At 44.5% G+C, this 26,014-nt stretch carries 21 protein-coding genes; 7 read left to right on the top strand and 14 right to left on the bottom strand.

What is annotated here, in order from left to right:
* Positions 1 to 109: 109 nt before the first annotated feature.
* Both HMPREF0663_RS09165 and HMPREF0663_RS09160 read left to right on the top strand, forming a co-directional pair.
* The gene (locus HMPREF0663_RS09165) at positions 110 to 775 is read left to right on the top strand and encodes an MgtC/SapB family protein (protein WP_004370194.1); all 666 of its coding nucleotides are present in this window, start codon (positions 110 to 112) and stop codon (positions 773 to 775) included.
* 196 nt (positions 776 to 971) lie between these two features.
* A complete protein-coding gene (locus tag HMPREF0663_RS09160; RefSeq protein ID WP_004370192.1) occupies positions 972 to 1,844 on the top strand; it encodes a sigma-70 family RNA polymerase sigma factor in 873 nt (290 codons plus the stop codon).
* A 197-nt stretch (positions 1,845 to 2,041) separates the two neighbouring features.
* Here the strand turns inward: HMPREF0663_RS09160 and HMPREF0663_RS09155 are convergent, their stop codons facing one another.
* From HMPREF0663_RS09155 to HMPREF0663_RS09140, 4 genes are all read right to left on the bottom strand, one after another.
* Entirely contained in the window at positions 2,042 to 3,337 is a 1,296-nt protein-coding gene (locus HMPREF0663_RS09155) for a bifunctional folylpolyglutamate synthase/dihydrofolate synthase (protein ID WP_004370191.1), read from the bottom strand.
* 21 nt (positions 3,338 to 3,358) lie between these two features.
* The gene (gene dnaJ / locus HMPREF0663_RS09150) at positions 3,359 to 4,519 is read right to left on the bottom strand and encodes a molecular chaperone DnaJ (protein ID WP_004370190.1); all 1,161 of its coding nucleotides are present in this window, start codon (positions 4,517 to 4,519) and stop codon (positions 3,359 to 3,361) included.
* A gap of 49 nt (positions 4,520 to 4,568) precedes the next feature.
* Entirely contained in the window at positions 4,569 to 5,159 is a 591-nt protein-coding gene (locus HMPREF0663_RS09145) for a nucleotide exchange factor GrpE (protein WP_004370189.1), read from the bottom strand.
* Positions 5,160 to 5,237: 78 nt separating this feature from the next.
* On the bottom strand, positions 5,238 to 6,848 hold the full coding sequence (locus HMPREF0663_RS09140; RefSeq protein WP_004370188.1) for an ABC-F family ATP-binding cassette domain-containing protein: 1,611 nt from the start codon (positions 6,846 to 6,848) through the stop codon (positions 5,238 to 5,240).
* Between the two features lie 610 nt (positions 6,849 to 7,458).
* On the opposite strand from HMPREF0663_RS09140, the gene HMPREF0663_RS09135 reads away from it, so the two are divergent.
* Both HMPREF0663_RS09135 and HMPREF0663_RS12085 read left to right on the top strand, forming a co-directional pair.
* On the top strand, positions 7,459 to 8,358 hold the full coding sequence (locus tag HMPREF0663_RS09135; RefSeq protein WP_004370186.1) for an RluA family pseudouridine synthase: 900 nt from the start codon (positions 7,459 to 7,461) through the stop codon (positions 8,356 to 8,358).
* Between the two features lie 12 nt (positions 8,359 to 8,370).
* Positions 8,371 to 8,526, top strand: coding sequence for a hypothetical protein (locus HMPREF0663_RS12085; RefSeq protein WP_004370185.1), 156 nt, complete (start codon positions 8,371 to 8,373; stop codon positions 8,524 to 8,526).
* Between the two features lie 13 nt (positions 8,527 to 8,539).
* Here HMPREF0663_RS12085 and HMPREF0663_RS09130 read toward each other — a convergent pair whose 3' ends face one another.
* Together HMPREF0663_RS09130 and HMPREF0663_RS09125 are read right to left on the bottom strand one after the other, a co-directional pair.
* Entirely contained in the window at positions 8,540 to 10,735 is a 2,196-nt protein-coding gene (locus HMPREF0663_RS09130; RefSeq protein WP_004370184.1) for a tetratricopeptide repeat protein, read from the bottom strand.
* An 18-nt stretch (positions 10,736 to 10,753) separates the two neighbouring features.
* Positions 10,754 to 11,677, bottom strand: coding sequence for an ABC transporter substrate-binding protein (locus HMPREF0663_RS09125; protein WP_004370183.1), 924 nt, complete (start codon positions 11,675 to 11,677; stop codon positions 10,754 to 10,756).
* 97 nt (positions 11,678 to 11,774) lie between these two features.
* On the opposite strand from HMPREF0663_RS09125, the gene radA reads away from it, so the two are divergent.
* Positions 11,775 to 13,169, top strand: a complete 1,395-nt coding sequence (radA, locus tag HMPREF0663_RS09120; RefSeq protein WP_004370182.1) for a DNA repair protein RadA — start codon at positions 11,775 to 11,777, stop codon at positions 13,167 to 13,169.
* 304 nt (positions 13,170 to 13,473) lie between these two features.
* Here radA and queC read toward each other — a convergent pair whose 3' ends face one another.
* Positions 13,474 to 14,130, bottom strand: a complete 657-nt coding sequence (gene queC / locus HMPREF0663_RS09115; protein WP_004370181.1) for a 7-cyano-7-deazaguanine synthase QueC — start codon at positions 14,128 to 14,130, stop codon at positions 13,474 to 13,476.
* Positions 14,131 to 14,375: 245 nt separating this feature from the next.
* Between queC and HMPREF0663_RS09110 the strand changes: the two genes are divergently transcribed.
* On the top strand, positions 14,376 to 15,629 hold the full coding sequence (locus tag HMPREF0663_RS09110; RefSeq protein ID WP_004370179.1) for a phosphoglycerate kinase: 1,254 nt from the start codon (positions 14,376 to 14,378) through the stop codon (positions 15,627 to 15,629).
* A 121-nt stretch (positions 15,630 to 15,750) separates the two neighbouring features.
* Here the strand turns inward: HMPREF0663_RS09110 and HMPREF0663_RS09105 are convergent, their stop codons facing one another.
* From HMPREF0663_RS09105 to HMPREF0663_RS09090, 4 genes are read right to left on the bottom strand one after another with little or no spacing between them, the layout of a single operon-like run.
* Positions 15,751 to 17,061, bottom strand: a complete 1,311-nt coding sequence (locus tag HMPREF0663_RS09105) for a pyridoxal phosphate-dependent aminotransferase (protein WP_016665178.1) — start codon at positions 17,059 to 17,061, stop codon at positions 15,751 to 15,753.
* 26 nt (positions 17,062 to 17,087) lie between these two features.
* Positions 17,088 to 17,660 (bottom strand): indolepyruvate oxidoreductase subunit beta, encoded by a 573-nt coding sequence (locus tag HMPREF0663_RS09100; RefSeq protein ID WP_004370177.1) that lies wholly within the window; start codon positions 17,658 to 17,660, stop codon positions 17,088 to 17,090.
* Positions 17,661 to 17,672: 12 nt separating this feature from the next.
* Positions 17,673 to 19,271 (bottom strand): thiamine pyrophosphate-dependent enzyme, encoded by a 1,599-nt coding sequence (locus HMPREF0663_RS09095; protein WP_004370176.1) that lies wholly within the window; start codon positions 19,269 to 19,271, stop codon positions 17,673 to 17,675.
* A 17-nt stretch (positions 19,272 to 19,288) separates the two neighbouring features.
* Positions 19,289 to 21,493 (bottom strand): S9 family peptidase, encoded by a 2,205-nt coding sequence (locus HMPREF0663_RS09090; RefSeq protein ID WP_004370175.1) that lies wholly within the window; start codon positions 21,491 to 21,493, stop codon positions 19,289 to 19,291.
* A gap of 65 nt (positions 21,494 to 21,558) precedes the next feature.
* On the opposite strand from HMPREF0663_RS09090, the gene mnmL reads away from it, so the two are divergent.
* Positions 21,559 to 22,491, top strand: coding sequence for a tRNA modification radical SAM protein MnmL/YtqA (gene mnmL, locus HMPREF0663_RS09085; protein WP_004370174.1), 933 nt, complete (start codon positions 21,559 to 21,561; stop codon positions 22,489 to 22,491).
* Positions 22,492 to 22,657: 166 nt separating this feature from the next.
* On the opposite strand, the gene HMPREF0663_RS09080 is transcribed toward mnmL, so the two are convergent.
* The 3 genes from HMPREF0663_RS09080 to mtaB form a co-directional block, all read right to left on the bottom strand.
* Positions 22,658 to 23,464, bottom strand: a complete 807-nt coding sequence (locus tag HMPREF0663_RS09080; protein ID WP_234955587.1) for a gliding motility protein GldB-related protein — start codon at positions 23,462 to 23,464, stop codon at positions 22,658 to 22,660.
* A gap of 151 nt (positions 23,465 to 23,615) precedes the next feature.
* Positions 23,616 to 24,632, bottom strand: a complete 1,017-nt coding sequence (locus HMPREF0663_RS09075) for a glycosyltransferase family 2 protein (RefSeq protein WP_004370172.1) — start codon at positions 24,630 to 24,632, stop codon at positions 23,616 to 23,618.
* Positions 24,629 to 25,987: a tRNA (N(6)-L-threonylcarbamoyladenosine(37)-C(2))-methylthiotransferase MtaB gene (gene mtaB, locus HMPREF0663_RS09070; RefSeq protein WP_004370171.1), complete on the bottom strand. Its 1,359-nt coding sequence runs from the start codon at positions 25,985 to 25,987 to the stop codon at positions 24,629 to 24,631. The genes HMPREF0663_RS09075 and mtaB overlap by 4 nt, the downstream gene beginning before the upstream one ends.
* Positions 25,988 to 26,014: the final 27 nt, after the last annotated feature.

Raw genomic sequence — 26,014 nt, 5'->3', positions numbered from 1 at the left:
TCACTTTTTGTATCAAACAGTTGTTATCATAATATTCTATAAACAATAACAACATTGCTTGCATTTTTGATCTCCTTACACTATTTTTGCAAAAAACAAATACAACAATATGACAACAGAAATGATCATCCGCATATTTATCGCTGCTATTTTGGGAGGCATTATTGGCCTTGAACGCGAATATAGGGCCAAAGAGGCCGGACTACGCACCCATCTCCTCGTAGCTTCGGGTAGTGCACTCTTCATGATCATATCACAATACGGATTCGACAGCGTCTTACATACCCGATCAAACGTCTCACTCGATCCTTCGCGAATAGCCTCACAAGTAGTTACAGGTATCGGTTTCATTGGTGCCGGTACTATTATATTCCAAAAACATGTTATCAAAGGGCTCACTACTGCTGCCGGTCTTTGGGTAACATCGGCCATCGGACTTGCATGCGGAAGTGGCATGTACATCCTTTCCACCGCCACAACAATTATGGTTGTTATCTGCCTCGAGGCCATTTACTATATTACGGTCAGGTTCGGTACAAAAAATATCGAGATAACTTTCTCCCTCTCTTCTTACAACAAAATAGAGAGTCTTATCCAATATATAGAGAATGAAAAAATCATTATCCAATCGTACAAAATACACCGACATGTCACAGATGGAGCAGAAAACTACTTAGCAGAAATGGATTTGAAAATTAAAAACAGCACATACCAGCACAACTTTCCGCTCCTATTCAATAAACTCGATGGAATAACGGTCAAAAATATAGAATGACACAAGAATTATTCATGCTTATTTTTCACATCAGATAATAGAAATAAGCCTCTTGTTTTTTAACTTTATTTACACAATAAAAAGTACAAATAAACGCATATATATAAAATATATTTCGTATATTTGCAGCGTTTTGTTGTTTTACACAAACAAATTCTTGATTATCATACACTTATAAAGAATTAACGGATTAGGGATGAGACAGCTAAAGATCCAAAAAAGTATCACAAATCGTTCAAGCGAAGCGTTAGATAAATATCTTGTTGAGATTGGACGGGCACCGCTCATTTCTATAGAAGACGAAATAGAATTAGCTCAAAAAATAAAAAAAGGAGGCCCTGAGGGCGAAAGAGCAAAAGAGCGACTTGTTACAGCTAATCTCAGATTTGTGGTTTCCGTAGCAAAACAATACCAACACCAAGGACTCACACTAACCGATTTAATAGATGAAGGAAATATTGGATTGATTAAAGCTGCCCAAAAGTTTGATGAAACACGTGGCTTTAAATTCATCTCTTATGCTGTGTGGTGGATCCGCCAGAGCATTCTCCAAGCTATCGCAGAGCAAAGCCGTATTGTAAGACTTCCTTTGAACCAAGTGGGTTCCTTGAACAAAATCAATCATGAAATCAATAAGTTCGAGCAAGAAAATCAACGCCGCCCATCAATTTCAGAGTTATCGGACGCAACGAATATTGATGAAGAAAAAATCGGGCAAAGCATGATGGCAGACGGTCACCATGTAAGTATCGACGCGCCATTTCAAGACGGAGAAGACAACACAATGCTTGATGTGATGCCCGGAGGTGATGACAGTCGTACCGATCGCAACGTAGACCATGAGTCGATGGCGATGGAACTAAACTCTGTATTGAGCCGTGTACTCAAAGATCGAGAAATTACTATCATCAAAGAATGCTTCGGTATCGGCTGCCATGAAAAAGGTCTTGAAGAAATAGGAGATCAATTAGGGCTCACACGAGAACGCGTAAGACAGATACGCGAAAAGAGTATTGCCAAACTGCGCGACAGCGGCAATGCCAAAATACTGATGAAGTATCTGGGATAAACAATATATCCGACACCGATATTCGATAGGTGTAAGGTACATAAACGCAACACCTACACAACACATATTATACAATCTTTTTAGGTAAGATAACCATTTAAATATTATATAATAACGCCACGCTCTTATTTCAAAATAAAATAAGGACGTGGCGTTATATCAATAAACAGGTATAGTAATCCTAAACAGAATTCCTGTTACAAGGATATTGGAATATTATGACAACTCAATAAATCTGCTACCACATAGCTGCTGCCACCCACAAATATAAAATCATCATGTCCGGAAGCATCATATGCTGCGCAGAAAGCTCGCTCTACCGTTCTAAATTCTTTGCCTTGTAAGCCATATTTCTTACCTATGGCAGCTACTTTTTCTACGGGTATCGCCCGTTTCGTAGATGCCTGTGTAAAATAATAGCAGACATCAGCGGGAAGCATCGACATTACAGTGTCGATATCCTTGTCGTCTACCATCCCAAACACTACCCTTTTGCATTCGTACGGTTGTCTGGCAATTTGCTTGGAAAGACATTTCCAAGCGTCTGCATTATGACCTGTATCACATACAACAAAAGGATATTTGTTCATCACCTGCCATCTTCCTTTAATACCTGTCAATTCCACGACATGTGCAAAACCTTCCTGCACATTTTCCATTGTAATTTTAAAATCGGTCAAAAGGCTGATGGCCTGTAGAATTGTATTCGTATTCTTGTCTTGATAATCACCTTTCAATTCGCCGACAAGCGTTCCATATTCACCAGTATGATAGACTTTGGTTCCATCTTCTCGTATTTCAATACGTTGGATAGCAGGTGTATCTTCCGCAAAGTATATTTCCGCATGTTTTTCTTGGGCTTTTGCCTGAAATACACCAACGGTCTCGGTACAGTTCTCGCCTATTACAACCGGAACATGCTCTTTGATAATTCCGGCTTTCTCGGCCGCAATCTTTTCCAAGGTGTTACCGAGAAACTGCGTATGATCCAAACCTATGTTGGTAATAACGGACAATACTGGTGTTATTACGTTCGTGCAATCCAAACGACCACCCAGTCCAACTTCTATCACAGCAACATCTACGTGCTGTTCAGCAAAATATTTGAACGCCATTGCCGTAGTAAGTTCGAAAAAAGACGGATGAAATTCTTCGAAGAAACCGCGTTCTTGCGCTACAAAATCTACCACATACTGCTCGCTTACGCACTCTCCGTTCACCCTAATACGTTCACGAAAATCTACAAGGTGCGGCGATGTGTACAATCCTACCTTATATCCTGCCGCCTGAAGTATAGCTGCAATAGTATGAGAACATGATCCCTTGCCGTTGGTTCCGGCAATATGTATGGTTTTGTATTGCTTATGAGGAGAACCGAAATGCCTATCTAATTTATATGTATTCGCCAACCCCTCCTTATAAGCAACAGCACCCACATGTTCGAAAACAGGGGTGCTGTTGAATAGATATTCTACAGTTTCTTGATAATTCATGATAAAAAGAGAAATATACGACTAATTAAAGTAATTTTTAAACTTCTCGAAAATCGACTTCTTTGTAGACAAATCACCTTTAAAGTTATCGCTCTTACCGAGTTGTTCAAGCATATCTTTCTCATCACGGCTCAATGTTTTAGGAACATAAACACTGATATTCACAACCAGATCCCCTTGTCCGTTGCCATATCCCTGTACGGCAGGCAGTCCTTTTCCACGAAGACGAAGTGTCTTACCGGGCTGTGTACCCTGATCGATTTTTATTTTCACCTTACTTCCTTCGATGGTCGGAACCTCTACATCGCCTCCTAATGCTGCCATAGGAAAGTCTAACAGAAGATTATATATTACATCCTGTCCGTCGCGAATGAACGTATCATTGGGTTCTTCTTCAATATATACCTGTATATTGCCGGTAATTCCATTATGCTTTCCTGCATTGCCTTTGCCGGGAACATTAACAACCATCCCCTCGGATACCCCTGCCGGAATATTGATTTCCACAACTTCATCGCCTTTTACAACACCGCTTCCGCCACACTCGTGACACTTATTTTTAATCACAGTTCCCTCACCATGGCAAGTAGGACATTCTGTTTGTGTCTGCATCATGCCGACTATAGTGCGCACAGTTTTAACAACTACACCGTGTCCATGGCATGTAGGACACGTCTCTACCCCACTGCCAGCCTCTGCACCGCTCCCATGACAATGAGAACAGGTTACATCTTTATGTACCTTAAATTTCTTTGTTACGCCTGTTAAAACTTCCTGAAGCGTAAGGCGTACCTTCAATCGAAGGTCGGCACCTCTATACTGTGTCTGCTGATATTGGCCTCCCCCGAAACCGCTAAAGCCTCCATGTCCTCCGAATACATCGCCGAACATCGAGAATATATCGTCCATAGAAAAGCCTCCGGCACCACCGAAACCGCCGCTAAAGCCCCCTCCACCGGGTGCATTGAAACCGAACTGATCGTATTGTTGCCGTTTCTGCGCATCGTGGAGAACATCATAAGCTTCGGCAGCCTCCTTGAATTTCTCCTCTGCCTCTTTATTATCGGGGTTTCTATCGGGATGATATTTGATGGCAAGTTTCCTATATGCTATCTTTATTTCTTCTTCCGAAGCCTCCTTAGTCACACCAAGTACCTCGTAATAATCTCTTTTTTGTGCCATTATAATAATCTACCTGTTCTGAAAGAGTTTCTGTTCGTATTCCATAAACCTATTGTCCCACAGCCACCTTTGCATGGCGTATGACCTTATCGTTTAAGGTATAACCGGTCTGAACACAATCTATAACTTTTCCTTTATGCTCATCATCTCCGGGTACCATGGCTATAGCCTCATGGTAGTCTACATTGAAATCTTGGTCTTTTGTATCGATTTGCTTAACTCCCAAGCCTTCCAACACCTTGATAAACTTCTTGAAAATAAGCTCCCATCCTTCTTCTATGGCCTTTGCATCGTCTGTTTTTCCGGCATTGGCTATGGCACGTTCCATATCATCAATAATAGGAAGGACGGCATCGATCGTCTTTTCACCACCATTAAAGATTAGTTCATCTTTCTCTTTACGGGTTCGTTTCACATAATTATCGAACTCTGCAACCTTCCTAAGATACTTATCTTTCAGCTCTTCTATCTTGGCATTAGCTTCTTCTAAAGCATCTTTTGGCTCTTTAGCACATTCTTTTTCTGAAGTTTCAGAAGATGTTTCAGCACACTCTTCTTTAGCACTATCCTGCATATTCTGCCCTTCACATTCCTGTTCGAGCCCTGCATTTCCTGCCTTATTGTCTATATCTTTATTCATGATCAAATAATTTATTATACATGCTTCTTAGCAAATACCTTGCCAAGAAACACACATATCTTATATTATCCCCAGAAATCAATACATTCTCTGCCTTTGCTCCTTAATATTTTCATCGTAGATATAGTCGTCATAACTCATCAATTTATCGATCGTACCCGATGGAGTGAGCTCTATAATGCGGTTGGCAACCGTCTCGATAAATTCATGATCATGACTTGAGAAAAGAATATTGCCCTTGAATGCAATAAGATTGTTATTGAAAGCCTGAATGCTTTCCAAATCAAGATGGTTGGTAGGTGTATCTAAAATGAGGCAATTTGCATTCTTCAATTGCATCTTTGCAATCATACAACGCATCTTCTCACCTCCCGAAAGTACATTTACTTTCTTCAAAACATCCTCGCCAGAGAACAACATACGGCCCAGATAACCTTTCATCTGAACCTCGTTACCTACGCCAAACTGGCTCAACCAGTCTACTAAGTTTAAGTCGCTTTTAAAGAATTCTGTATTGTCGAGCGGCAAATAAGCCGTGGTAATGGTAACTCCCCATTTATAAGAACCCTGATCAGGCTCGCGCTTACCGTTGATAATTTCGAAGAGTGCCGTCATCGCTTTTGGGTTATGACTGAGGAATACTACCTTCTCACCCTTTTCGATATTGAAGTTTACATGATCGAAAAGTACTGTCCCGTCCGTATCTACAGCTTTCAGATTTTCTACTTCAAGTATCTGATTGCCCGGTTCACGCTCCATTTGAAAGATAATTCCCGGATACTTACGACTCGAAGGACGTATTTCTTCCACATTCAGTTTCTCGAGCATCTTCTTACGAGAAGTAGTCTGACGACTCTTTGCCACATTGGCAGAGAACCGTCGAATGAACTCCTCGAGTTCCTTGCGCTTCTCTTCAGCCTTCTGTTTTTGGTTCTGTGCCTGACGTAGAGCTAACTGCGAACTCTCATACCAGAAACTATAATTACCGGCAAATACCGTAACTTTACCGAAATCAATATCCACTGTCTGCGTACTTACAGCATCAAGAAAGTGCCGATCGTGGCTGACTACGAGGACTGTCTGCTCCACATTGCCGAGATACTCCTCAAGCCAAGTCACGGTATCAAGGTCTAAATCGTTGGTTGGTTCATCGAGTAACAGGTTATCGGGATGACCGAAAAGAGCCTTAGCAAGCATCACGCGTACCTTCTCATTGTTAGAAAGTTCGCTCATTTGCTTGTTGTGTAAGGCATCCATAATACCCAAATTCGACAACATTTGTGCAGCATCGCTCTCGGCATTCCAACCATCCATCTCGGCAAAACGTTCCTCAAGTTCGGCTGCACGGTTACCATCATCCTCGGTCATTTCTGCTTTTGCATACAATGCCTCGCGCTCCTTCATGTTTTTCCACAACGGTTCATGCCCCATAATTACCGTATCAAGCACACGAAACTCATCGTATTTGAAGTGATCTTGGTCCAATACCGAGAGACGTTCGCCCGGTCCAAGTTCCACAGTTCCCTTATTCGGCTCCAATTCACCGCTGATCGCTTTCAGCAATGTAGACTTTCCGGCACCGTTAGCACCGATAACTCCATAAATATTTCCATGCGTAAACTTGACATTTACATCCTTGTAAAGCACTCTCTTTCCAAATTGGATAGCAAGATTTGTGACTGTTATCATTCTCTTTTTTTACCTTAAAATAATACGAGTTCGATGATTTATCATGCGAAGACCAATACTAAAAATGGTAAACTCGTGGTTGCCAAAAACAACACAACCCATTCTGTCACATGTTCATCGGGTGCAAAGGTACAAAAAAATGATGTAAAAAAAGAAGTTATCCGAGAATATTAGAGTTTACGAAACTACCAAAGTCTATAATTCTCAAAGCATAAATTATCCTTTTATTCCTATTCTTATCATTCCGACAACTATATAAAACGGCCCGAGATTATTATTCTGAAACATAAAAGAAAAAGCTGTTAGAAACGACAAATACATCGTTTGCTGCCGGCATTACTCCCTTTCGAAATCGATATACCGAACTTCTGTCATCGCTAAACACGCTCTCTATTGCCGACAGACATCATATCTACCGGTATTAAAAGAGCCCTTTATCTTCTCTAATAGAAAACGTTAGCTGTAAAGATTCATATTTACATGACATCCCAACCGCCTGTCAAAATCTGCAAATCGAAACGTAATCCACCATTACCACAAATACATAAATTCAAAAAATCTAATTCATGCGCCCCTTTTTTCATCCATTTTTCAGTAACTTTGCAGACGGATGAAGAATTATAACATACGACAGAAGCAACAGGAAGACTATGTTCACTACACCGTGGAGCAAGAGGCATCCTTGCTCGATTGGCTGTTTGCTACTGTTAAAAGCGCAAGCAAATCGAAGGTGAAAGCCACATTAAAGGGGCGAGGCATCCGTGTAAACGGTAAAACAGTAACCCAATTCGACTTCCCACTGCTGCCCGGAATGAAAGTATCTGTAAGCAAATCGAAGCGAAACAATAATCTTCAGAGCAAATATGTAAGAATTGTGTACGAAGATCGCTTCTTGGTCGTAGTCGAAAAGAATATCGGAATCCTCTCTATGGCAGGCGGACATTCTACGCTAAACGTAAAGAACATTCTCGACGATTACTTCAGTAAAGGCCGCCAGCACTGCACTGCACATGTGGTACATCGCCTTGATCGCGACACAAGCGGACTGATGGTTTACACTAAAGATACACAAACAGCACAGCTATTAGAAAGCGATTGGCACGATATAGTGTACGACCGTCGCTACGTGGCAGTAGTAAGTGGCGAGATGGAAGACGATGAAGGGACCATAGCCAATTGGCTTAAGGATAACAAATCGTATATTTCATACTCCAGTCCGGTCGATAATGGAGGCAAATATGCCGTAACGCATTTCCATACATTACAACGCACGGCCGATTATTCGCTTGTAGAATATAAATTAGAGACAGGGCGCAAGAACCAAATACGCGTGCATTCGGCCGACATGGGACACCCTGTATGCGGAGATATAAAGTATGGCAATGGCGACGATCCCTTGCATCGCCTATGCCTGCATGCCTACCTATTATGCTTTTACCACCCCGTTACGCACGAACGTATGGAGTTCTATACGCCCATTCCCCCAGCATTTAAGAAATTATTCAAATAGAAAACAACAAAAATGAGTACGAATTTTATATATTATCTTTTTTGTCTATTAGCAATCATTGCAGGTTTTCTCATCGTTAAGAAAGTGGCCGGTTGCCTCATCAAGTCTATTGTAATGATCGTTATCATAGCCATCTTGGCATTCTTATACGTGCATTATATTCGCTAAAAACGTGCAAATATCACTTATGTATATAATTCATAGACAGATCGGCTATAATTTTAGCTTCCGATACAGAGATGTTGTATTTATCCAACAGCGTTCTGTCGTTTGCAAACATTTCTTGTAACGAATGCCCTACTTCGGCACTCTTGTCATCACCGGCATATTGTGCAAACAAACTTAGAGCCTCCTCGTTCTTAGACTGGAACCACTTGGCATAACCGGCATTCAGATAATCTTCCTTAACCGTCTTGCCCGATTTCAGAATACGTTCATAAATTGTTTCAGCAAGATCAGGCTTGGATTGATGTAGATGTCCCCATGCCAAAGCCCGCTCTATGTTCAGGTCATCGGGATAATCATAGTACAATTTAAAAAGAATATTCATGCCCTCGCCCACCTTATTTATATATATCTGCGATATGGCAAAATGCAACGAGGCCCTTACATTGTCAGGCTCTCTTTCCAATATCATACGGTAACACTCTTCCGCATCGGCATATTCTCCCATCAGATAAAGCGTGCGAGCCTTTCCTTTCAACGCCTGAAGGTCTTCACCATTGAGTGATAGCAGTTTCTCATACTCGTTATACGCCTGATAAGCATCGCCTGTCTTCATGTAAGCTGCCGCAGATAAGCGGTAATAATCTATGTTTCCGGATAATTCGTAATGCCGCAATAGCTTGATAAGTTGTGCATAATAATGGTTTTTCAACAAGAAATTGCCCAATTCTATTACCAATCCGTTCATCGCAGGGGTAGCCACCAACTTATTTATAAAGAAAAAATACCGCCGATCGGTTTCTGCAAAAGGATTGATAAAATCTGCCTTATTCTGGTACAGACGGAAGAAACGATACAAATCCTGCAAATACATACGGCGGATATATGCAGGTGCTTCTTTCTCTTCTACTGTCATCATCGGCCCCATTATCTCGGTTGTATTGAGCATTTCTCGCATGTTTTCGGGTATCCGATCGATAACTGTCGACATTGCAAGGGCAAAAGAATACTTGTCGGAGTCGCAGAAAGGCCCGTTATCCAATAACACTTTCATGAATTTACTTTCCCCCAATTTGTCGTTCACATGCCGTAAACCCGGATGATCCGTATAGAATGGGCTAAACCAATTGCTGATCTGATAGAAGAAGGAGAACCTTTTCATCTGCGAAAAGCCCCCGAAATAGATGTCAGAGCCTGCACGTTGCATGCTCATCATGCGCGAGAAACTCTTCTCCAAATCCTCCATAGCCTTGTCGGATGCCCCGGGATTCAAAATTTCTTCTAACTGATCGTCTTCCTTTTCTATAATTCCGTTGCTGCTAAATCTCAAATGATTGTTCTTAAGCAGCTCGGGCATAATGTCTCTTTGTATCTTATCGTTGTCGGCATCGGCATTCATACAATAGAAAATCTGCATCTGCAATTCGAGCAGCTGCCTGTACAACGACTCGTCTTTGCATATTCTATCCACCGTATTTCGCACTTCAGGAAAAATACTCATATCGTTCTGCGGCAATACAAGTACCGTTCCTACCAATGCCCTTTGCCGTATATGCTCATCAGTTGCCTCTATGGCTACCTTGGCGAGTGTAAGGAATTTGTTCACATCGAATATCTGTATCGCCGAAAGCATAATGGCACCGAGCATAATCGATGCATCTATGGCATCTATTGTGGGCGACAGCAAGATTTCTCCGAAGAAACGAGCCGTGCCGTCGCTCCATTGAGGCGAAACAAGCAATGCGTCGAACAGTGCATCCATGTACTTCTGATGGAGTTCGTAAATGCTTCTTTGCTTGTCGCGCCGCGTATCTTCCGCTTCGAGCGATAGCATGGCAAGGTCTTGCACAAACCGTTCAAGCTGTTCGCGTATGGCATCTTGCTGCATGTCTGCCTGCACATGCTGTACCGAAGCCATATGGTAAGAAGCATTATCCCTTATCGATAACGCGAGTAGAATATCGCTATAAAGCCGATACAAGGTACATATAAGCCCGTTATACACATCTTCTAATTTCGGATCGCGCAACCCCTGTCGCAAATAATTGCTCATCAGACGGTAATCGTTTTCTATATTTTCTATCCGTGCATCGAACTCTGTCAACGCATTATCGTTTATTATACTGCGCAAAACGCCCATACTTTTTGCGACATCTTTTACTGTTAAGATGTCTGTTGCTACCGTATGTAATTGTTTGTCGGAATATTTCACGTACGTATATGTTTTTGATTAAACAGGTTTAAGCGATTTCACGTACTGCCGGGCAATATTTATATCGCTTGCCGCCGGCTTCTCTATATGCTTAAAAGATAACTTCGGGAGTGCCTTTACAGTATTCTCGTCGGCACCGCAATATTTCCGTATAACATCCGAGAAACGCTCCAATCCCGAGCGGTTGATAGAATCTACAGCCGTATTATATGCTTTTACAAAAGCCCGAAGTTGTTTCTGTCGCCGTTTGTCGCGCATTGCATCGCTGCGAAAAGCCAATACACCCACATTAATTCTATAGTCTCGGCTGTCTTTCAGTACCGGATTCGAATACAATCGTGCCGTAGTGGCCTGCGGTTCCGGCAGCCATAAGGCATCCATCTCGTTATTGAGAAGCATTTTCAAACGTATATGAATATCGTTAAACTGCACACGAAACACCGGTGCGTTGGTCTTCACGCCCTCGAGTACACGGCCTGTAAGATAGTCGGTTGCCGAAAATCTCGTCATTGCTACCATCTTGTCGCCCAACTGTTCTGGCTTTTTAATACGCGCCATTTTATTGGCTATCAGTTGCCAATAGGCATTTGTCGAGGAAATATAGGTAAGAGGAAGCCCTTTTGCTATAAGTCTTTCCGTGCGTATCAGGTCTGAAACGGAGCCTTCTACCAGCCTCTTTTCAAGTGCAACGTCGCAGTCCATCTGTGCATTATACGGTTTCAAGCGTATATCTTCACCGCTATCAGCAAACCATCTGCGTTCCTTTGCCACGAACATAGGTAAGCAATCGAGCGTCGGCAGCACGCATATTTTCAAGGCAAAAGAGTCTTCTATCTGCAACCGACGGCGCTCCTCGCGCGAGAGTCTTTCCTTTTCTTCTTGCGAATATCCGCACGATACGAGCAACACAAGCACAACCGTATAGATGAAAAACTTATTCATGTGGCAAATTTAGTAATAAATTTTGATACTCGGAAAATAATAACTATTTTTGTTGACGGCATAGATGGCATGTCTATACCTACCGGAATAACTGATTATGGCAAAAGATAAGATAGCATACGTATGCTCCAATTGCGGACAAGAGTCGGCAAAATGGATCGGTAAATGTCCTTCGTGCGGACAATGGAACACTTTTAAAGAGATAAGAATTGCAGGCGATACGGGTTCTATGGCGGCCAGATCGGCGGCACAATCGGTAAGGCTGTCTGTGGCAGGCACCTCGAACAAACCTCTATACCTGCACGAAATATCGGCGAAAGACGAGCCGCGTATCGATACCAACGATACCGAATTGAACCGTGTTCTCGGCGGGGGATTGGTTCCGGGAAGTATTGTTTTGCTCGGCGGAGAGCCCGGTATCGGCAAGAGCACGCTCACCCTGCAGACGATACTCCGCATGACCGACAGACGTATACTGTATGTCAGTGGCGAAGAAAGCGCCCACCAGCTCAAATTGCGTGCCGATAGACTTGGCTCAAACAGGCAGAATAACAACGTTATGATACTCTGCGAAACATCGTTGGAGCATATTTTCGAGCACATAAAGGATACGCATCCCGAAATCGTTATTATCGATTCCATCCAGACCATAGCCACTTCAGAAGTGGAAAGTTCACCGGGCAGCATCACTCAAGTACGCGAATGTGCAGCCTCACTGCTGCGTTTTGCCAAGACAAGCGGCGTGCCTGTGGTGCTTATCGGGCACATCAACAAGGAAGGAACGCTTGCCGGACCGAAGATACTTGAACATATCGTAGACACGGTAATACAGTTCGAGGGCGACCAACATTACATGTATCGCATTCTCCGCTCCATTAAAAACCGCTTTGGCTCTACCTCCGAGCTCGGTATATATGAGATGGAACGGAACGGACTGCGGCAAGTAAGCAATCCGTCTGAACTTCTACTCACGCAAGACCACGAGGGTTTATCGGGTATTGCTATCAGTTCGGCCATCGAGGGGATACGTCCGTTTCTCGTAGAAACCCAAGCACTGGTATCATCTGCGGCATATGGCACTCCTCAACGGACAGCTACCGGCTTTGAACAGAAGAGATTGAACATGCTTTTGGCCGTTTTGGAGAAGCGTGTCGGCTTTAAACTGATGCAAAAAGATGTGTTTATCAATATTGCAGGGGGGCTTCGTGTCACCGATTTGGCCATAGACTTGAGCGTGATAGCCGCTGTATTGTCGAGTAATGTCGATACAGCGATAGAACACGGATGGTGTATGGCCGGTGAAGTGGGACTCAGCGGTGAAGTACGTCCTGTTAACCGCATAGAACAGCGCATTGCAGAAGCGGAAAAGCTGGGCTTTACTCACATGATAGTGCCCAAATATAACCTACAGAGCTTTAATCAGGGCAAATACCGCATAGAACTTCATCCGGTAAGAAAGGTAGAAGAGGCACTTAGATGCCTTTTCGGATAAACCGACAGATAGCATGTTGATTATCAACCGCTTATATCTATCTTCGTTAGAGTACCTATCAAACCGTCTTAGATTGGCTTTCTAACAAGTTTAGATGTACTATCTAAGCCGGATATACCTGCAACCCGCTAAAAATATAGGCACCGAATACAGATATTTCTGCTTCTGTTCGTCATTGGGAAACCGACGGAATTCCTGTAACAGCCATACTTTTTCCGCGGTTTTCCTCTTAAAGGAAAGGTCGACAGCGGCCTTTCCTTATTCATATGTTTGCCTTTCGAAAACATTGCAAGTGGCATCTCGCTCACCTTTCTTCGTACTCTGTAAGGTCTTCTATCCCCGCTTCTGCCAAGGCCTCTTTGCGCTCACGACACGTTCCGCAATGCCCGCAATGCTTGTCGCCTCCCTTGTAACAGCTCCACGTTTCGGCAAAATTCACCCCGAACTTCTGCCCTCTGCGGGCGATATCCGTCTTGGTTATGCCGGTATAAGGGGCAAGAACACACACCTTTTCATAGGTTCCGGCGGTGGCGGCAGTCGACATCGCTGCCACAAAATCGGGACGACAGTCGGGATAGATGGCATGGTCGCCGCCATGATTGGCCATCATTACATATTTCAAATGGTGGCTCTCGGCCACGCCGACGGCTATGGAAAGCATAATACCATTGCGGAACGGCACCACTGTAGACTTCATGTTCCCCTCGTTGTAACTGCCTTCGGGGATGGCGTCTGCACCTTCTAAAAGACTGCTTTTAAAGTACTGATGCACGAAACCGAGGTCTATAACAATGTGTCTGATACCGAGTCGCTTGCAATGCAGGCGTGCATAAGGTATTTCCTTGGCATTATGATTGCTGCCGTAATCGAAGGATATGCCCAAGGCAATGCGGTCTTGATACTCGTAGAGCATGGTAACGGAGTCCATTCCTCCGCTCACTATAATCACCGAATCTTTCATTTTCAAAATGTTTTAATACGCTGCAAAAGTAATAAAAATTGCCAACTCTGCCTTGCATTTGGCCGTTTGTCGGCAGAAAAAAGAACAAAATGTGGAGCTGAGACTTCCGTATATCGCGGAAATATATTATTTTTGCATAAAATAGACAGTGCCTCGGCAAATAACAGCAGACTTCTTTGCATTCGGTTTGTACTATTTTTGTAATAAATAAAAAATAAGATTTCTAACTAAAATAATAAGGAAAAATGACAATTGAACAATTCAACTTTGCCGGCAAGAAGGCAATAGTTCGCGTGGATTTCAATGTTCCATTGGACGAGCAAGGTAATGTTACAGACGATACCCGCATACGCGGTGCGCTTCCTACACTAAAGAAAGTGCTTGCAGATGGCGGTGCACTGATCATGATGAGCCATATGGGCAAGCCTAAAGGTAAGGTGAAACCGGAACTTTCACTTAGCCAAATCGTAAAGAACGTAAGTAATGCGCTCGGTGTAGAGGTGAAATTCGCTCCCGATTGTGCCAAGGCAGACGAGGCAGCTGCCGCTCTGAAGCCGGGAGAAGCATTGCTTCTCGAGAACTTGCGCTTCTATCCGGAAGAGGAAGGCAAGCCTGTAGGCGTTGAAAAAGGTACGCCCGAATACGACGAAGCCAAGAAAGAAATGAAGAAAAAGCAAAAGGCATTTGCAGAGAAACTGGCTTCTTACGCAGACGTTTACGTAAACGATGCGTTCGGAACAGCTCATCGCAGACACGCTTCTACGGCAGTTATCGCCGACAGCTTCGATGCAGACCACAAGATGCTGGGCTATCTGATGGAAAAAGAGGTAAAGGCTATCGACAACGTGTTGAAGAATGCGCAGCATCCTTTTACCGCTATCATCGGCGGATCTAAGGTAAGTTCTAAGCTCGGAGTCATCAAAAATCTGCTTGATAAGGTAGATAACCTGATCATAGGCGGCGGTATGGGCTACACTTTTATTAAGGCGCAAGGCGGCCATATCGGCGAATCGCTCCACGAAGACGACCTGATGCCGGAGGCTCTGAACGTTATGAAGACTGCCAAGGAGAAAGGTGTAAACCTGAGCCTCTCCGTTGCTACCGTTGCCGGAGATAAGTTCTCGAACGATGCGAACCGTAAGGTAGTTGACATATTCAATATTCCCGATGGCTGGGAAGGGATGGATGCTTCCGAAAAGTCGTTGGAAGAATGGAAGAAGATTATCCTTTCATCAAAAACAATTCTATGGAACGGCCCTGTTGGAGTATTCGAATTCGAGAATTTCGCCCACGGTACGGGCGAGATAGCCAAGTATGTCGCCGAGGCTACACAGAAAAACGGCGCTTTCTCTCTCGTGGGTGGCGGCGACTCGGTTGCTGCTGTCAACAAGTTCGGACTGGCCGATAAGGTATCTTATGTATCCACAGGCGGCGGCGCAATGCTCGAAGCTATCGAGGGTAAAGTGCTCCCGGGTGTGGCTGCAATCAAGGGTGAATAATTCATTCTCCTATAATATAAAAAAGAGATGGTGTTCGATTACCATCTCTTTTTTGTTTTGCAATATTTAGTAAAAGGGGCATTCGTAGCCTCTTACCTGCCTTCCCAACGGTTGCAGACGGTCAGACGGGGTTGTTCGTTTCGAATATTTTCATTCGTTCTTCGAGCAGTTTGTATTGATGATCAGCTATGAACGAAGTGCACACGCGCAACCCTTCCTGCCGGCTTCCTGTGGTGATAAGGCAGATAGCGCTCACCCCGTAGTACATCAGTTCGTGCGCCAACTGCCCCGAAGTCATATGGGGATACCCGATAGTGAAATAAAATCCGTCGGCAACAGGCTCATCCAAGTCCTTATCATAGACGATGTAAAAGCCATGTTTGCAGAATATATCTTTCAAACGGCGTGCTCGTTCTCCGTACACACCTACTTCCTTTCTGAAATCATACGTACCTTCTACGGCAGCTTTCAGCATGGCTGCCATGGCAAACTGGGCACTATGACTGGTGCCAGAGCTTAATGCGTAAAGCATGCGCGTAGAAAATACTTGCCCGAAAGGCAGCCCCTCGTAGCGTTGGGCAAGAGCATCGTAACGGCGAGAGTAGAGTTTGTCGGAAATACATGTCACTCCTATGCGCTCTCCGGCATAACTAAAAGCCTTCGATCCGCTGATAAGAAGAATGTAATTGTCGGTATATCGCGCCACCGTTGCTTGGTAAGGAGGCTCGAAAGGAGTGCTTAAAGGCTTCCTGAAATCCATCGCAAAATAGGCAAGGTCTTCCATAACAATGACATCGTACTGTGTTGCAAGCTCGCCGATACCGCGCAGTTCCTCTTCGTTCAGGCACACCCACGAGGGATTGTTGGGATTGCTGTAAACGACGGCGCAGATGTTCCCTTTCGCCAGATACGTCTCAATCTTACCTTTCAGCTTATCTCCGCGATAATCGTACACATCGAATGTCTCGTATTTCACACCCATCACTTGGAGTTGCATCTTCTGAACAGGGAAGCCGGGATCTATGAACAACACCGTATCTTTCTGCGGATCGGCCTGCGAACATGTAAGGAATGAGGCGAACGTTCCCTGCATGCTTCCGCAAACGGGAATACATCCGTCGGCACTGATGTCTATGCCTATAAAGGCTTTAACGAAGCGGGAAGCCTGACGTTTGAGCTCAGGAAGACCTTGAATATCGGGGTAAGTACGGGCTATACCGTCCTGTAAAGCCTTGATCTGCGCCTCTACACCGACCTTGGCTGCCGGCAATCCCGGTATTCCCATCTCCATCTTGATGAACTCTACACCCGACTCGCGTTCGGCAAATGCTGCAATCGACTTCACTTCACGTATCGTGGCTTTGGAGAAATCCTGTATTTTGAAATCTCTGATCGCATCGTCTATGATTTTTTTCTCGATAGGTGTTTCCATCTGCATGTAGGAATTAAACGAAACGTTTATCTCTGTTCTCCGCGTCCGATGGCCAAAGCCTTGACATTAGCTTCCACAATGGCATCGCCTTTACGGACAAATACGCGGCGTACAGCATCCTCCAACTTGTCGTAGGCTATGCCCAAAGCCTTCTGAGCCGCACCGAGAAGGATCACATTTGCACTGCGCGGAACGCCATTGTCCTTAGCTAAACGTTCGATATCTAATAAAATCACGTTATCTACTTTCGCCAAATCGGCTTTCAATTTATCTAAATCAGGATAGTCGGGGATATTGACAAAAGGTGTTACCGACGTAATAATCCAGCCTTTCTTGCTAAGATAAGGCAGGTATCTCAATGCCTCCATCGGTTCCATAGAGATGATGACATCGGCGCATCCTAATGGTATAAGGTCGCTATTAATGGGCTCCGACGACAATCTCAAGTTGCTCTGTACATCTCCTCCACGCTGTGACATGCCGTGAACCTCTGCCTGTTTGATATAAAGATTGTCCTTCAAGGCGGCTTCACCTATAATCGTTGCAATGGAAAGGATGCCCTGTCCCCCTACTCCACTTAATATAATATCCGTCTTCATTGTGCTTTCTCCTTAGTTTTTACGTTTCTCCGACGCATGTCTTTTAAGCGTTTGCACGCACTCTCTCCTCGGAATGATAACGCTCACCCCTTTATATTCTATTTCCTCACGGAGCATCTGTTTGATCTCCGGCATATTCTTGGCGAGGGGAACCACCACTTTCAAATGAGCTTCTTCTACGCCCAAACCGCGACAGATCGCCTCGAATTTAGAGGTACCGGCACTGTCTTGCCCGCCCGTCATCGCTGTTGTCAGGTTGTCGCTGATAATAACGGTGATGTTAGAATTTTCGTTTATCGCATCAAGAAGGCCCGCTATGCCGCTATGAGTGAAAGTAGAATCGCCGATAATGGCAATGGCCGGCCACTGTCCAGCCTCTGAAGCACCCTTCGCCATGCCTATGCTGGCACCCATATCCACACAGGCATGGATCGCTTTATAGGGCGGAAGAAAGCCCAAGGTGTAGCATCCGATGTCGCCGAATACCCTTGCGTTGTCATATTCCGATAAGACTTCATTCAATACACTGTACACATCGCGGTGACCGCAGCCCTTACAAAGAGCGGGAGGTCGCGATGTAACGTCTTCGCACGGTGCATATCCCTGTGCCATTTCAAGTCCAAAAGCCTTCTTCACGATATCCGGAGTGAGCTCACCCGTACGGGGCAGATCGCCCGTAAACTTGCCCTTAATGACGGCATTGCCCGGCATAACACCTCTAACCATATCTTCTATGAAGGGCTGACCTTCTTCTATCACCAATACTTCATCGCATTCAGCAGTCAATCTGTTAACAAGTCTCTTGGGTAACGGGTATTGTGAGATCTTCAGAACAGGGAACGGACAGCCCTGCGGATAACATTCGTTCAGGTAATTGAATGCAATTCCGCTTGCTATCACGCCGCGGGAACGATCGGAAGCATCGATATAAGCGTTATAAGATGAGCCTGCCGAGTCTTCTTCAAGCGCAGCCTGTTGAGCCGTCACCATATCATTGCGCTTTCTGGCAAAGGCAGGAAGCAGCACCCAATCGCTCGCCTTGGCATCATAGTTCATATCGTTTTCAGGGCGAGATGTCTCCGCTATCTCTACAACGGCGCGCGAATGCGCCAGACGGGTAGTCACTCTAACGAGCACAGGCAGATGTATTCTCTCGCTATAATCGAAAGCTGTCGCCATCATATCATACGCATTCTGCTGATTGAAAGGCTCAAAACAGGGAATCATTGCAAATTTAGCATAGAAACGACTATCTTGTTCGTCCTGCGAAGAGTGCATGGAAGGATCATCGGCCACCAGAACGACAAGGCCGCCATTGGTACCTGTAATCGCCGAGTTGACAAAAGGATCGGCACAGACATTCAGTCCGACATGCTTCATGCACACAAGTGCGCGCTTTCCCATATACGACATGCCCAGCGCTTGCTCCATTGCAGTCTTCTCGTTCGTAGCCCATTTGCTGTGAATACCGCGTTCCTTGGCCACCGGCGAGCATTGTATATACTCGGTAATCTCCGTAGACGGAGTTCCCGGATAGGCATACACACCACTCAATCCGGCATCTATGGCCCCTTGAGCAATGGCTTCATCGCCTAATAAAAGTTTCTTCATAATGTATTTGTGATTGGTTATTTCAGTTCTTTGATAAAGAAGTTGGCAATCTGTCTCATCAGATGATTACGAGTATTGCCGCCGGATATGCCGTGATTTCGGTTAGTATAATAGTTTTCTTTGAAGTCTTTATCTGCCTGAACAAGCGCTTCGGCGTACTCAAAAGTATTCTGCGGCTGCACATTATCGTCGGCCGAACCGTGACAGATAAGCAATGCACCCTGCAACTTACCGGCACGTTCAATCGGATTAAGGGCATAACCGTCGGGATTTTCCTTAGGTGTACGCATATAACGTTCGGTATATACCGTGTCGTAATACTTCCAATTCGTTGGAGGAGCCACGGCAACGCCGGCCTTAAACACGGCACGTCCCTCGCTCATGCTCATCAAAGTGTTGAAACCTCCGAAACTCCAACCCCAAATACCGATACGGTTTTTATCCACAAAAGACTGCTTACCCAGCCACAAGGCCGCCTCTACCTGATCCTTTGACTCGAGGTCTCCGAGCCTCAGATAGGTACACTTCTCGAATTCGGAGCCGCGCCCGCCGGTGCCACGCCCATCTACACAGACCACTATAAAGCCCTGCTGTGCCAAATAATAGTCGAAAGCGCCGCCCTGTCCCATAGAACCGACACGCCAAGAGTTTACAACCTGCTGGCTCGCAGGCCCACTGTATTGGTACATAATGACGGGATATTTTTTCGCAGCATTGAAGTCTGTCGGCTTTATCATCCATCCGTCGAGCTTCACTCCCTCTGAAGTAGTAAAGGTAAACGTTTCTTTTTTCGTCCATCCAAAGCCGGATATCTTGCTTTTCAGTTCGTTGTTGTCCAACTGGATGGAAAGTATTTTACCCTTATTATCACGTATCGTATATAAATAAGGTGTATTGTAATCGCTCCAAGTGTTGATCAGATAGCGATAATCGCCAGAAATCACGGCCGTATTCCATCCTTCTTGATCAGACAGACGGTCGGTCTTTCCGTTCTTATGAGCCACAAACACCTGACGGTCGTGCGCATTGATGGAAGCAGCCTGATAATACACATCTCCGTTTTCTTCATCATATCCGTAAACAGCGGTAATATCGAAAGTGCCGTTTCCTATCTGTCGCATCAGCTGACCGTTCATGTTGTAGAGATATACATTCATGTATCCGCTGCGATCACTGGGCAATAAGAAACTGTTTTTGCCGATGATGATGCCTTCCACTGCCTCTTCTTTCACATATTTCGTATTCTTTTCCTGAACTAAGAGCTGTGCAACGGTGCTGCGGGGGTTCACGCTGTAAAGATTAAGTTCGCTCTGATGGCGGTTCATCGCGTACACAATAATCTTCTCCGCATTGGCAGTAGGCTTGATGCGCGGCATGTATCCATCTTCTGCCAGCGGCACTTGCAGCCGGTTGGCCTTATGACTTTTAATATCATAGCTCCATGCGGTAACCACAGAGTTATCGGTTCCTGCCTTCGGATACTTGTAAGAATAAAGTCCCGGGTACTCCGCAAACTCTTCTCTCGCGGGCTTTTCACCTTTGAAGAGCTGCAGGGAATAGGTTTTCACCTTACTCTCGTCGTAGCGAAGCCAGCAAATCATTGTGCCGTCGGCATTGAAACACAACGCTTTGTTGAACCCGAATTCCTCTTCATTTACCCAGTCCGGCACGCCGTTAATCACCTCATTCTTCCGTCCATCCTTGGTTACTTGGCTCTCGGCATTGTCGTAGAGCAGCTTTACAAGATAGATATTATTATCTCGAACGAAAGCTATTTGATTACCATCCGGCGACCAAACAGGCACTTGTTGCGGACCTCCATCGGATAGGCGCTGCAACTTACGCGACGAGATGGTATAAATATAGAACACAGCCCGAAAAGAACGACGGTAAATCGGTTCGGTTTTCGTCTGTATAAGCATCTTCTTGCCATCGGGCGACATCGTATAACCATCGAAAGAAGTTATCTTCTCGCCCATCGTATTATCTACATCGAAGAGCACACCGGTCTGCTTACCTGTCTTAAACGAATATTCTACAATCTGTTTCCCGTCGCTACTGATGCGTGCATAGCGGTCTGTACCTTCGATAGGAGTTATTCCTGTAATGGTTTTCGCGGCAAATTCACCCTTTGCAATTGCCTTCAAATCCATTTTCTCTGCTGCTTGCAAGTCTGAACATACCATAAATAACGCTGCTAAAAATACAATTATCTTTCTCATCCGTATAAGATATTTCGTTATAACCTATTGCAAAGATAGACATTTTTACTTACTTTTGCAAGCAAATGAAACAATATTACAACGATTTTGGTACATGGCTCCGCCAACGTTTTCCCTATAAAGTACAGAAGATTTCCATAGATGCCGGCTTCACATGCCCCAACCGCGATGGGTTAACAGGCCGAGGAGGCTGCACATATTGCGATAACAGAACCTTTAACCCTGCGTATTGTAACCGCAAAAAGACTATAACCGAACAGCTCGAAGATGGCAAACGCTTCTTCTCGAAGAAGTATCCGGCCATGAAATACCTTGCCTATTTCCAAGCCTACACCAACACCTATTCGCCGCTGGAGTCGCTCCGTCGCATGTACGAGGAGGCTCTGAGCACAGAAGACGTGGTCGGCATTGTTATCGGAACGCGCCCCGACTGCATGCCGGAGGCTCTTCTCGACTACTTGGAAGGGCTGAACAAACAGACTTTCGTGTTGGTGGAATACGGCATTGAGACCGCTAACGACCGCACACTGCTACACATCAACCGAGGACACGACTTCGCCTGTTCGCGATCGGCCGTAGAACGAACGCATGCAAGGGGCATACTTACGGGCGCGCACATCATACTCGGACTGCCCGAAGAAGACCGTGAAGAAAGTCTGCGCCAAGCACCTATCATCTCAGCACTGCCCATCGACATCCTCAAGATACACCAAATGCAGATCATACGCGGCACGCGGCTGGCCGAAGAATACGTCGAACATCCGTTCCACTTATACACACCGCAAGAATATATAGAACTGATTGTCGGTTACATACAACTGTTACGTAAAGATTTGGTACTCGATAGATTTGTGAGTCAGGCACCATCCGATCTGCTCGTAGCCCCCAAATGGGGACTGAAAAACTACGAGTTCGCCAATCTGCTGATGCAACACCTTCGGCATACCCAAGCATTCCAAGGACAATATGCCCGCCACTCTTCCGGCCTGTTGTTATAAAGAAAGACTACTATCGCTACTGCCATAGTTTACCAAACAGTATATGTAACCCCACCAGATAGTAGATATAAGCCCTTTAAAAAGCTGATATAAGTTTCTTAGAAGATAGGCATTGCTTCCATAAAAATTTAAAAAAGGTAAAAAGGCCTGCCTGCCTAAGACTGTTTTATCCGGCTTCTTGAATAAGTTGATAGTTGTCCGAAAGAAGCATTTCCTTTATGCTAACCTTCTTATTTTTCTTCATATACCCGTCTACCATGTCCACATACTTGGTATTGAAGAAATGGGTATCCATGATTTTATTTACAACCCACATCACTTTCCCCATATGCAGGTCTTTTTCCATCTGCGACCTATTGGAATAATTCTTCAATGGGAACAGACTTAGCAGATAAAAATTCAGGCAATCGGGCACAATGAAATCGCGCGTCATCGTACTGCGTTGCTGCTGCGAATAGAACTTCTTATAGGGCGGATAGTCCTTTCCAAGATACTTATCCAATGAAATTCCAATCGATTTATCGCCGATAACCACGCTCTGATCCAATGCTCCGATTTGGGCATACACCGTGGGCAATTCCATTTTAGGCAATATCTTCTCTAACCTTTCGAAAGCTTTATCCAAACTACGATTAATGTCATCCATGCTTGCATACTGCGTTTCGGCATCGGCAATGATGGTTTGAAGAAGCGTATCTTGATAGAATTTCAGAAATTTACTATTGATTTCGGGATCGTTTACCTCACCTAATTGCAGCACATCTTCTATCAATGTGCGCGTTTCCATGGGGTAACCGGTGTTCATTTGTTGCAATGCAGAGAAGTCACCTGTAGTAAGATAGCGACTTTCCAACCGGTCATAACGCTGAATTTCGATACGAAAATCCTGCTCATCATCGTTTGGTTTCAGCTTATATTCGCATGCCGAACAAAGCAACATCGCTATCATAAATATGAAATAAACCTTCCTCACCGTAACAATATTATCCGAATTATTGCGACAAAAGTACTAAAAAATATTTTAAAATCAAACATTTAAGCTAAAAATATTAAATTAATACGTTAAATAAGCGCTTAAACTTTAAATTGTTAAAATTAAGAATGCGTATATTGCATAGCACTTTCTATACTATTTTAGAATATTGCCTGATACCTTTTATATAATAAAGACGAAGGATAGAGAAACTTTCTCTTTCATCTGCAGTGCTGTCTTTCCGCATGTTCTGAATACGTTTACGGTCTTCGTAAAAGTCGGGAAGCCATCGTCGAAAGGCTCTCCTTGCCTTGAAGATTGCCGTAAAATCTCTCCAATTACGGTTAATGATGAGTGTTTCAAAGGCTGCTACGTAATCGAGCACACGCCTCACACGCATGACATGTATAAAGTCTTTTTCGGGTAGATTTTTGTAAAGCATGGTCAAGTTGTTACGAAAATTAAGGAAAGTTTTCATGGGATTGCCTTTCGGAAGTGTGCCTCCTCCCACATGATACACATAACTTTCGGGAATACAATATAGTTTTCGCCCCATAATACGCAGGCGCCAACAGAGGTCGATCTCCTCATTGTGGGCGAAGAAACGCCCGTCAAGCCCGCCGACAGCCCAATAATCTTTGCTTCTAACCATCATGCAAGCCCCCGAGGCCCAAAATATTTCCTGTAAATAGTCATATTGTCCGTAGTCTTTTTCTACAGTTTCGAAAATACGCCCTCTACAAAAAGGGTAACCATACCTATCTAAAAAGCCTCCGCAAGCACCGGCATATTCAAAGGAGTCCTTATCTTTTTCCGACAAAAGTTTAGGCTGGCAAGCCGCTACTTCAGGGTGATTATCCATAAATTCGATAAGAGGAGTAAGCCAATGGTGGGTAACTTCGATGTCTGAATTGAGAAGTAGGTAATATTCAGCATCTATCTGTTTCAACGATTGGTTATATCCATCGGCAAAACCCCAATTCTTTTCAAGCGATATAGTCTTGCACTCTCGGCAATGTTTCTCAATCCAGCGCAACGAATCATCGGTCGAAGCGTTGTCAGATACAAAGACTGTCGCCTCGTCACGTGAGTAATCGAGCACTTTGGGCAAGTATTTTTCAAGCATAGCCCGCCCATTCCAGTTCAATATAACAATTGCCAATTTCATAATATCGCCTTTAATGATGATTTATCATGGTTAAAATTACCGAGCTCGACGGTAATCAATTGGTTGTCGTATTCCTCACGTGCCAGCGATGCAGGCAACTCCACACGGATATAGTTTTTGGTGAAACCGTGCATAGCCCTACCCACCGTGGCCTTTTCGAACAACACCTCGGCCTTCGTCCCTATATATTTAGCATAGAAAGCCTGCATTTTTTCGTCGGAAAGCTGCAACAAACGTTTGGAACGGAGTTTCTTTTCTTTTTCGGCAACTACATAAGGTATCGACAGTGCAGCGGTACCCGGTCGCTCACTATAAGGGAAAACATGAAGTTGAGTTATATCCAGCGATCGAAGAAAATCGTAACAATCTTCGAAATACTCGGGGCGTTCCCCGCGAGAACCCACCATCACATCCACGCCTATAAAGGCATCTGGCATCTTTTCTTTTATCAATTGTATCTTATGAGCGAACAGTGTACGATCGTAACGTCGGTGCATCAGCTTGAGTACATCATCGGAACCACTCTGCAAGGGAATATGAAAATGTGGCATAAAAGCACGCGAACGGGCACAATATTCTATCAGTTCGTCGTCTAAAAGATCGGGTTCCAAGCTGCTTATGCGGTATCTTTTAACGCCTTCGACCTTATCTAAAGCCTTCACCAAATCTATAAAACGCTCATTTGTAGTTACCCCGAAATCGCCGATGTTCACGCCGGTAAGCACAATTTCCTTACCACCTTCGGCCACTGCCTGCCGGGCCTGTTCAACCAAGGAGGCAATAGTAGGATTACGAGAGAAGCCCCTTGCATAGGGTATTGTACAATAAGTACAGAAGTAATTGCAACCATCTTGCACTTTTAAGAAATATCTTGTACGGTTTCCCCTCGAGCAAGAAGGAGCGAAAGTTTTTATGTCTTTCGTCTTTACCGAGTGAAAAGCGTGCAGATGTTCGTTGAAACCGCTGGCACTGCTGATAGTACTTTTCTCTAACCAAGCATCGTTCAACCGCTGTACCAAATTAGCTTTTTCATTGCTACCCAGTACCAAATCCACTCCTTCTATCTTGCTCACGGTCTCCGATTCCAGCTGTGCATAGCAACCGGTTACCACGACAAACGCCCCCGGATTATCCCTCACCATGCGATGAATGGCCTGCCTGCATTTATGATCTGCCACCTCTGTTACCGAACAAGTATTGATTAAACAGATATCTGCCCGCTCTCCATCGGCAGCATTCGTTACACCATATTCTTGTAACAGCTTGCCGAATGTCGACGTTTCCGAGAAGTTAAGCTTGCAACCAAGTGTATAATAGACGGCTTTTTTCCCCTGAAAAGCGCTCGAATCAATCATATTACCTTACCCAAATTATACATCAAA

This window comes from Hoylesella oralis ATCC 33269 (genome assembly GCF_000185145.2).
Lineage (GTDB): Bacteria > Bacteroidota > Bacteroidia > Bacteroidales > Bacteroidaceae > Prevotella > Prevotella phocaeensis.
This window is presented reverse-complemented; position numbering and strand designations above follow the sequence as displayed.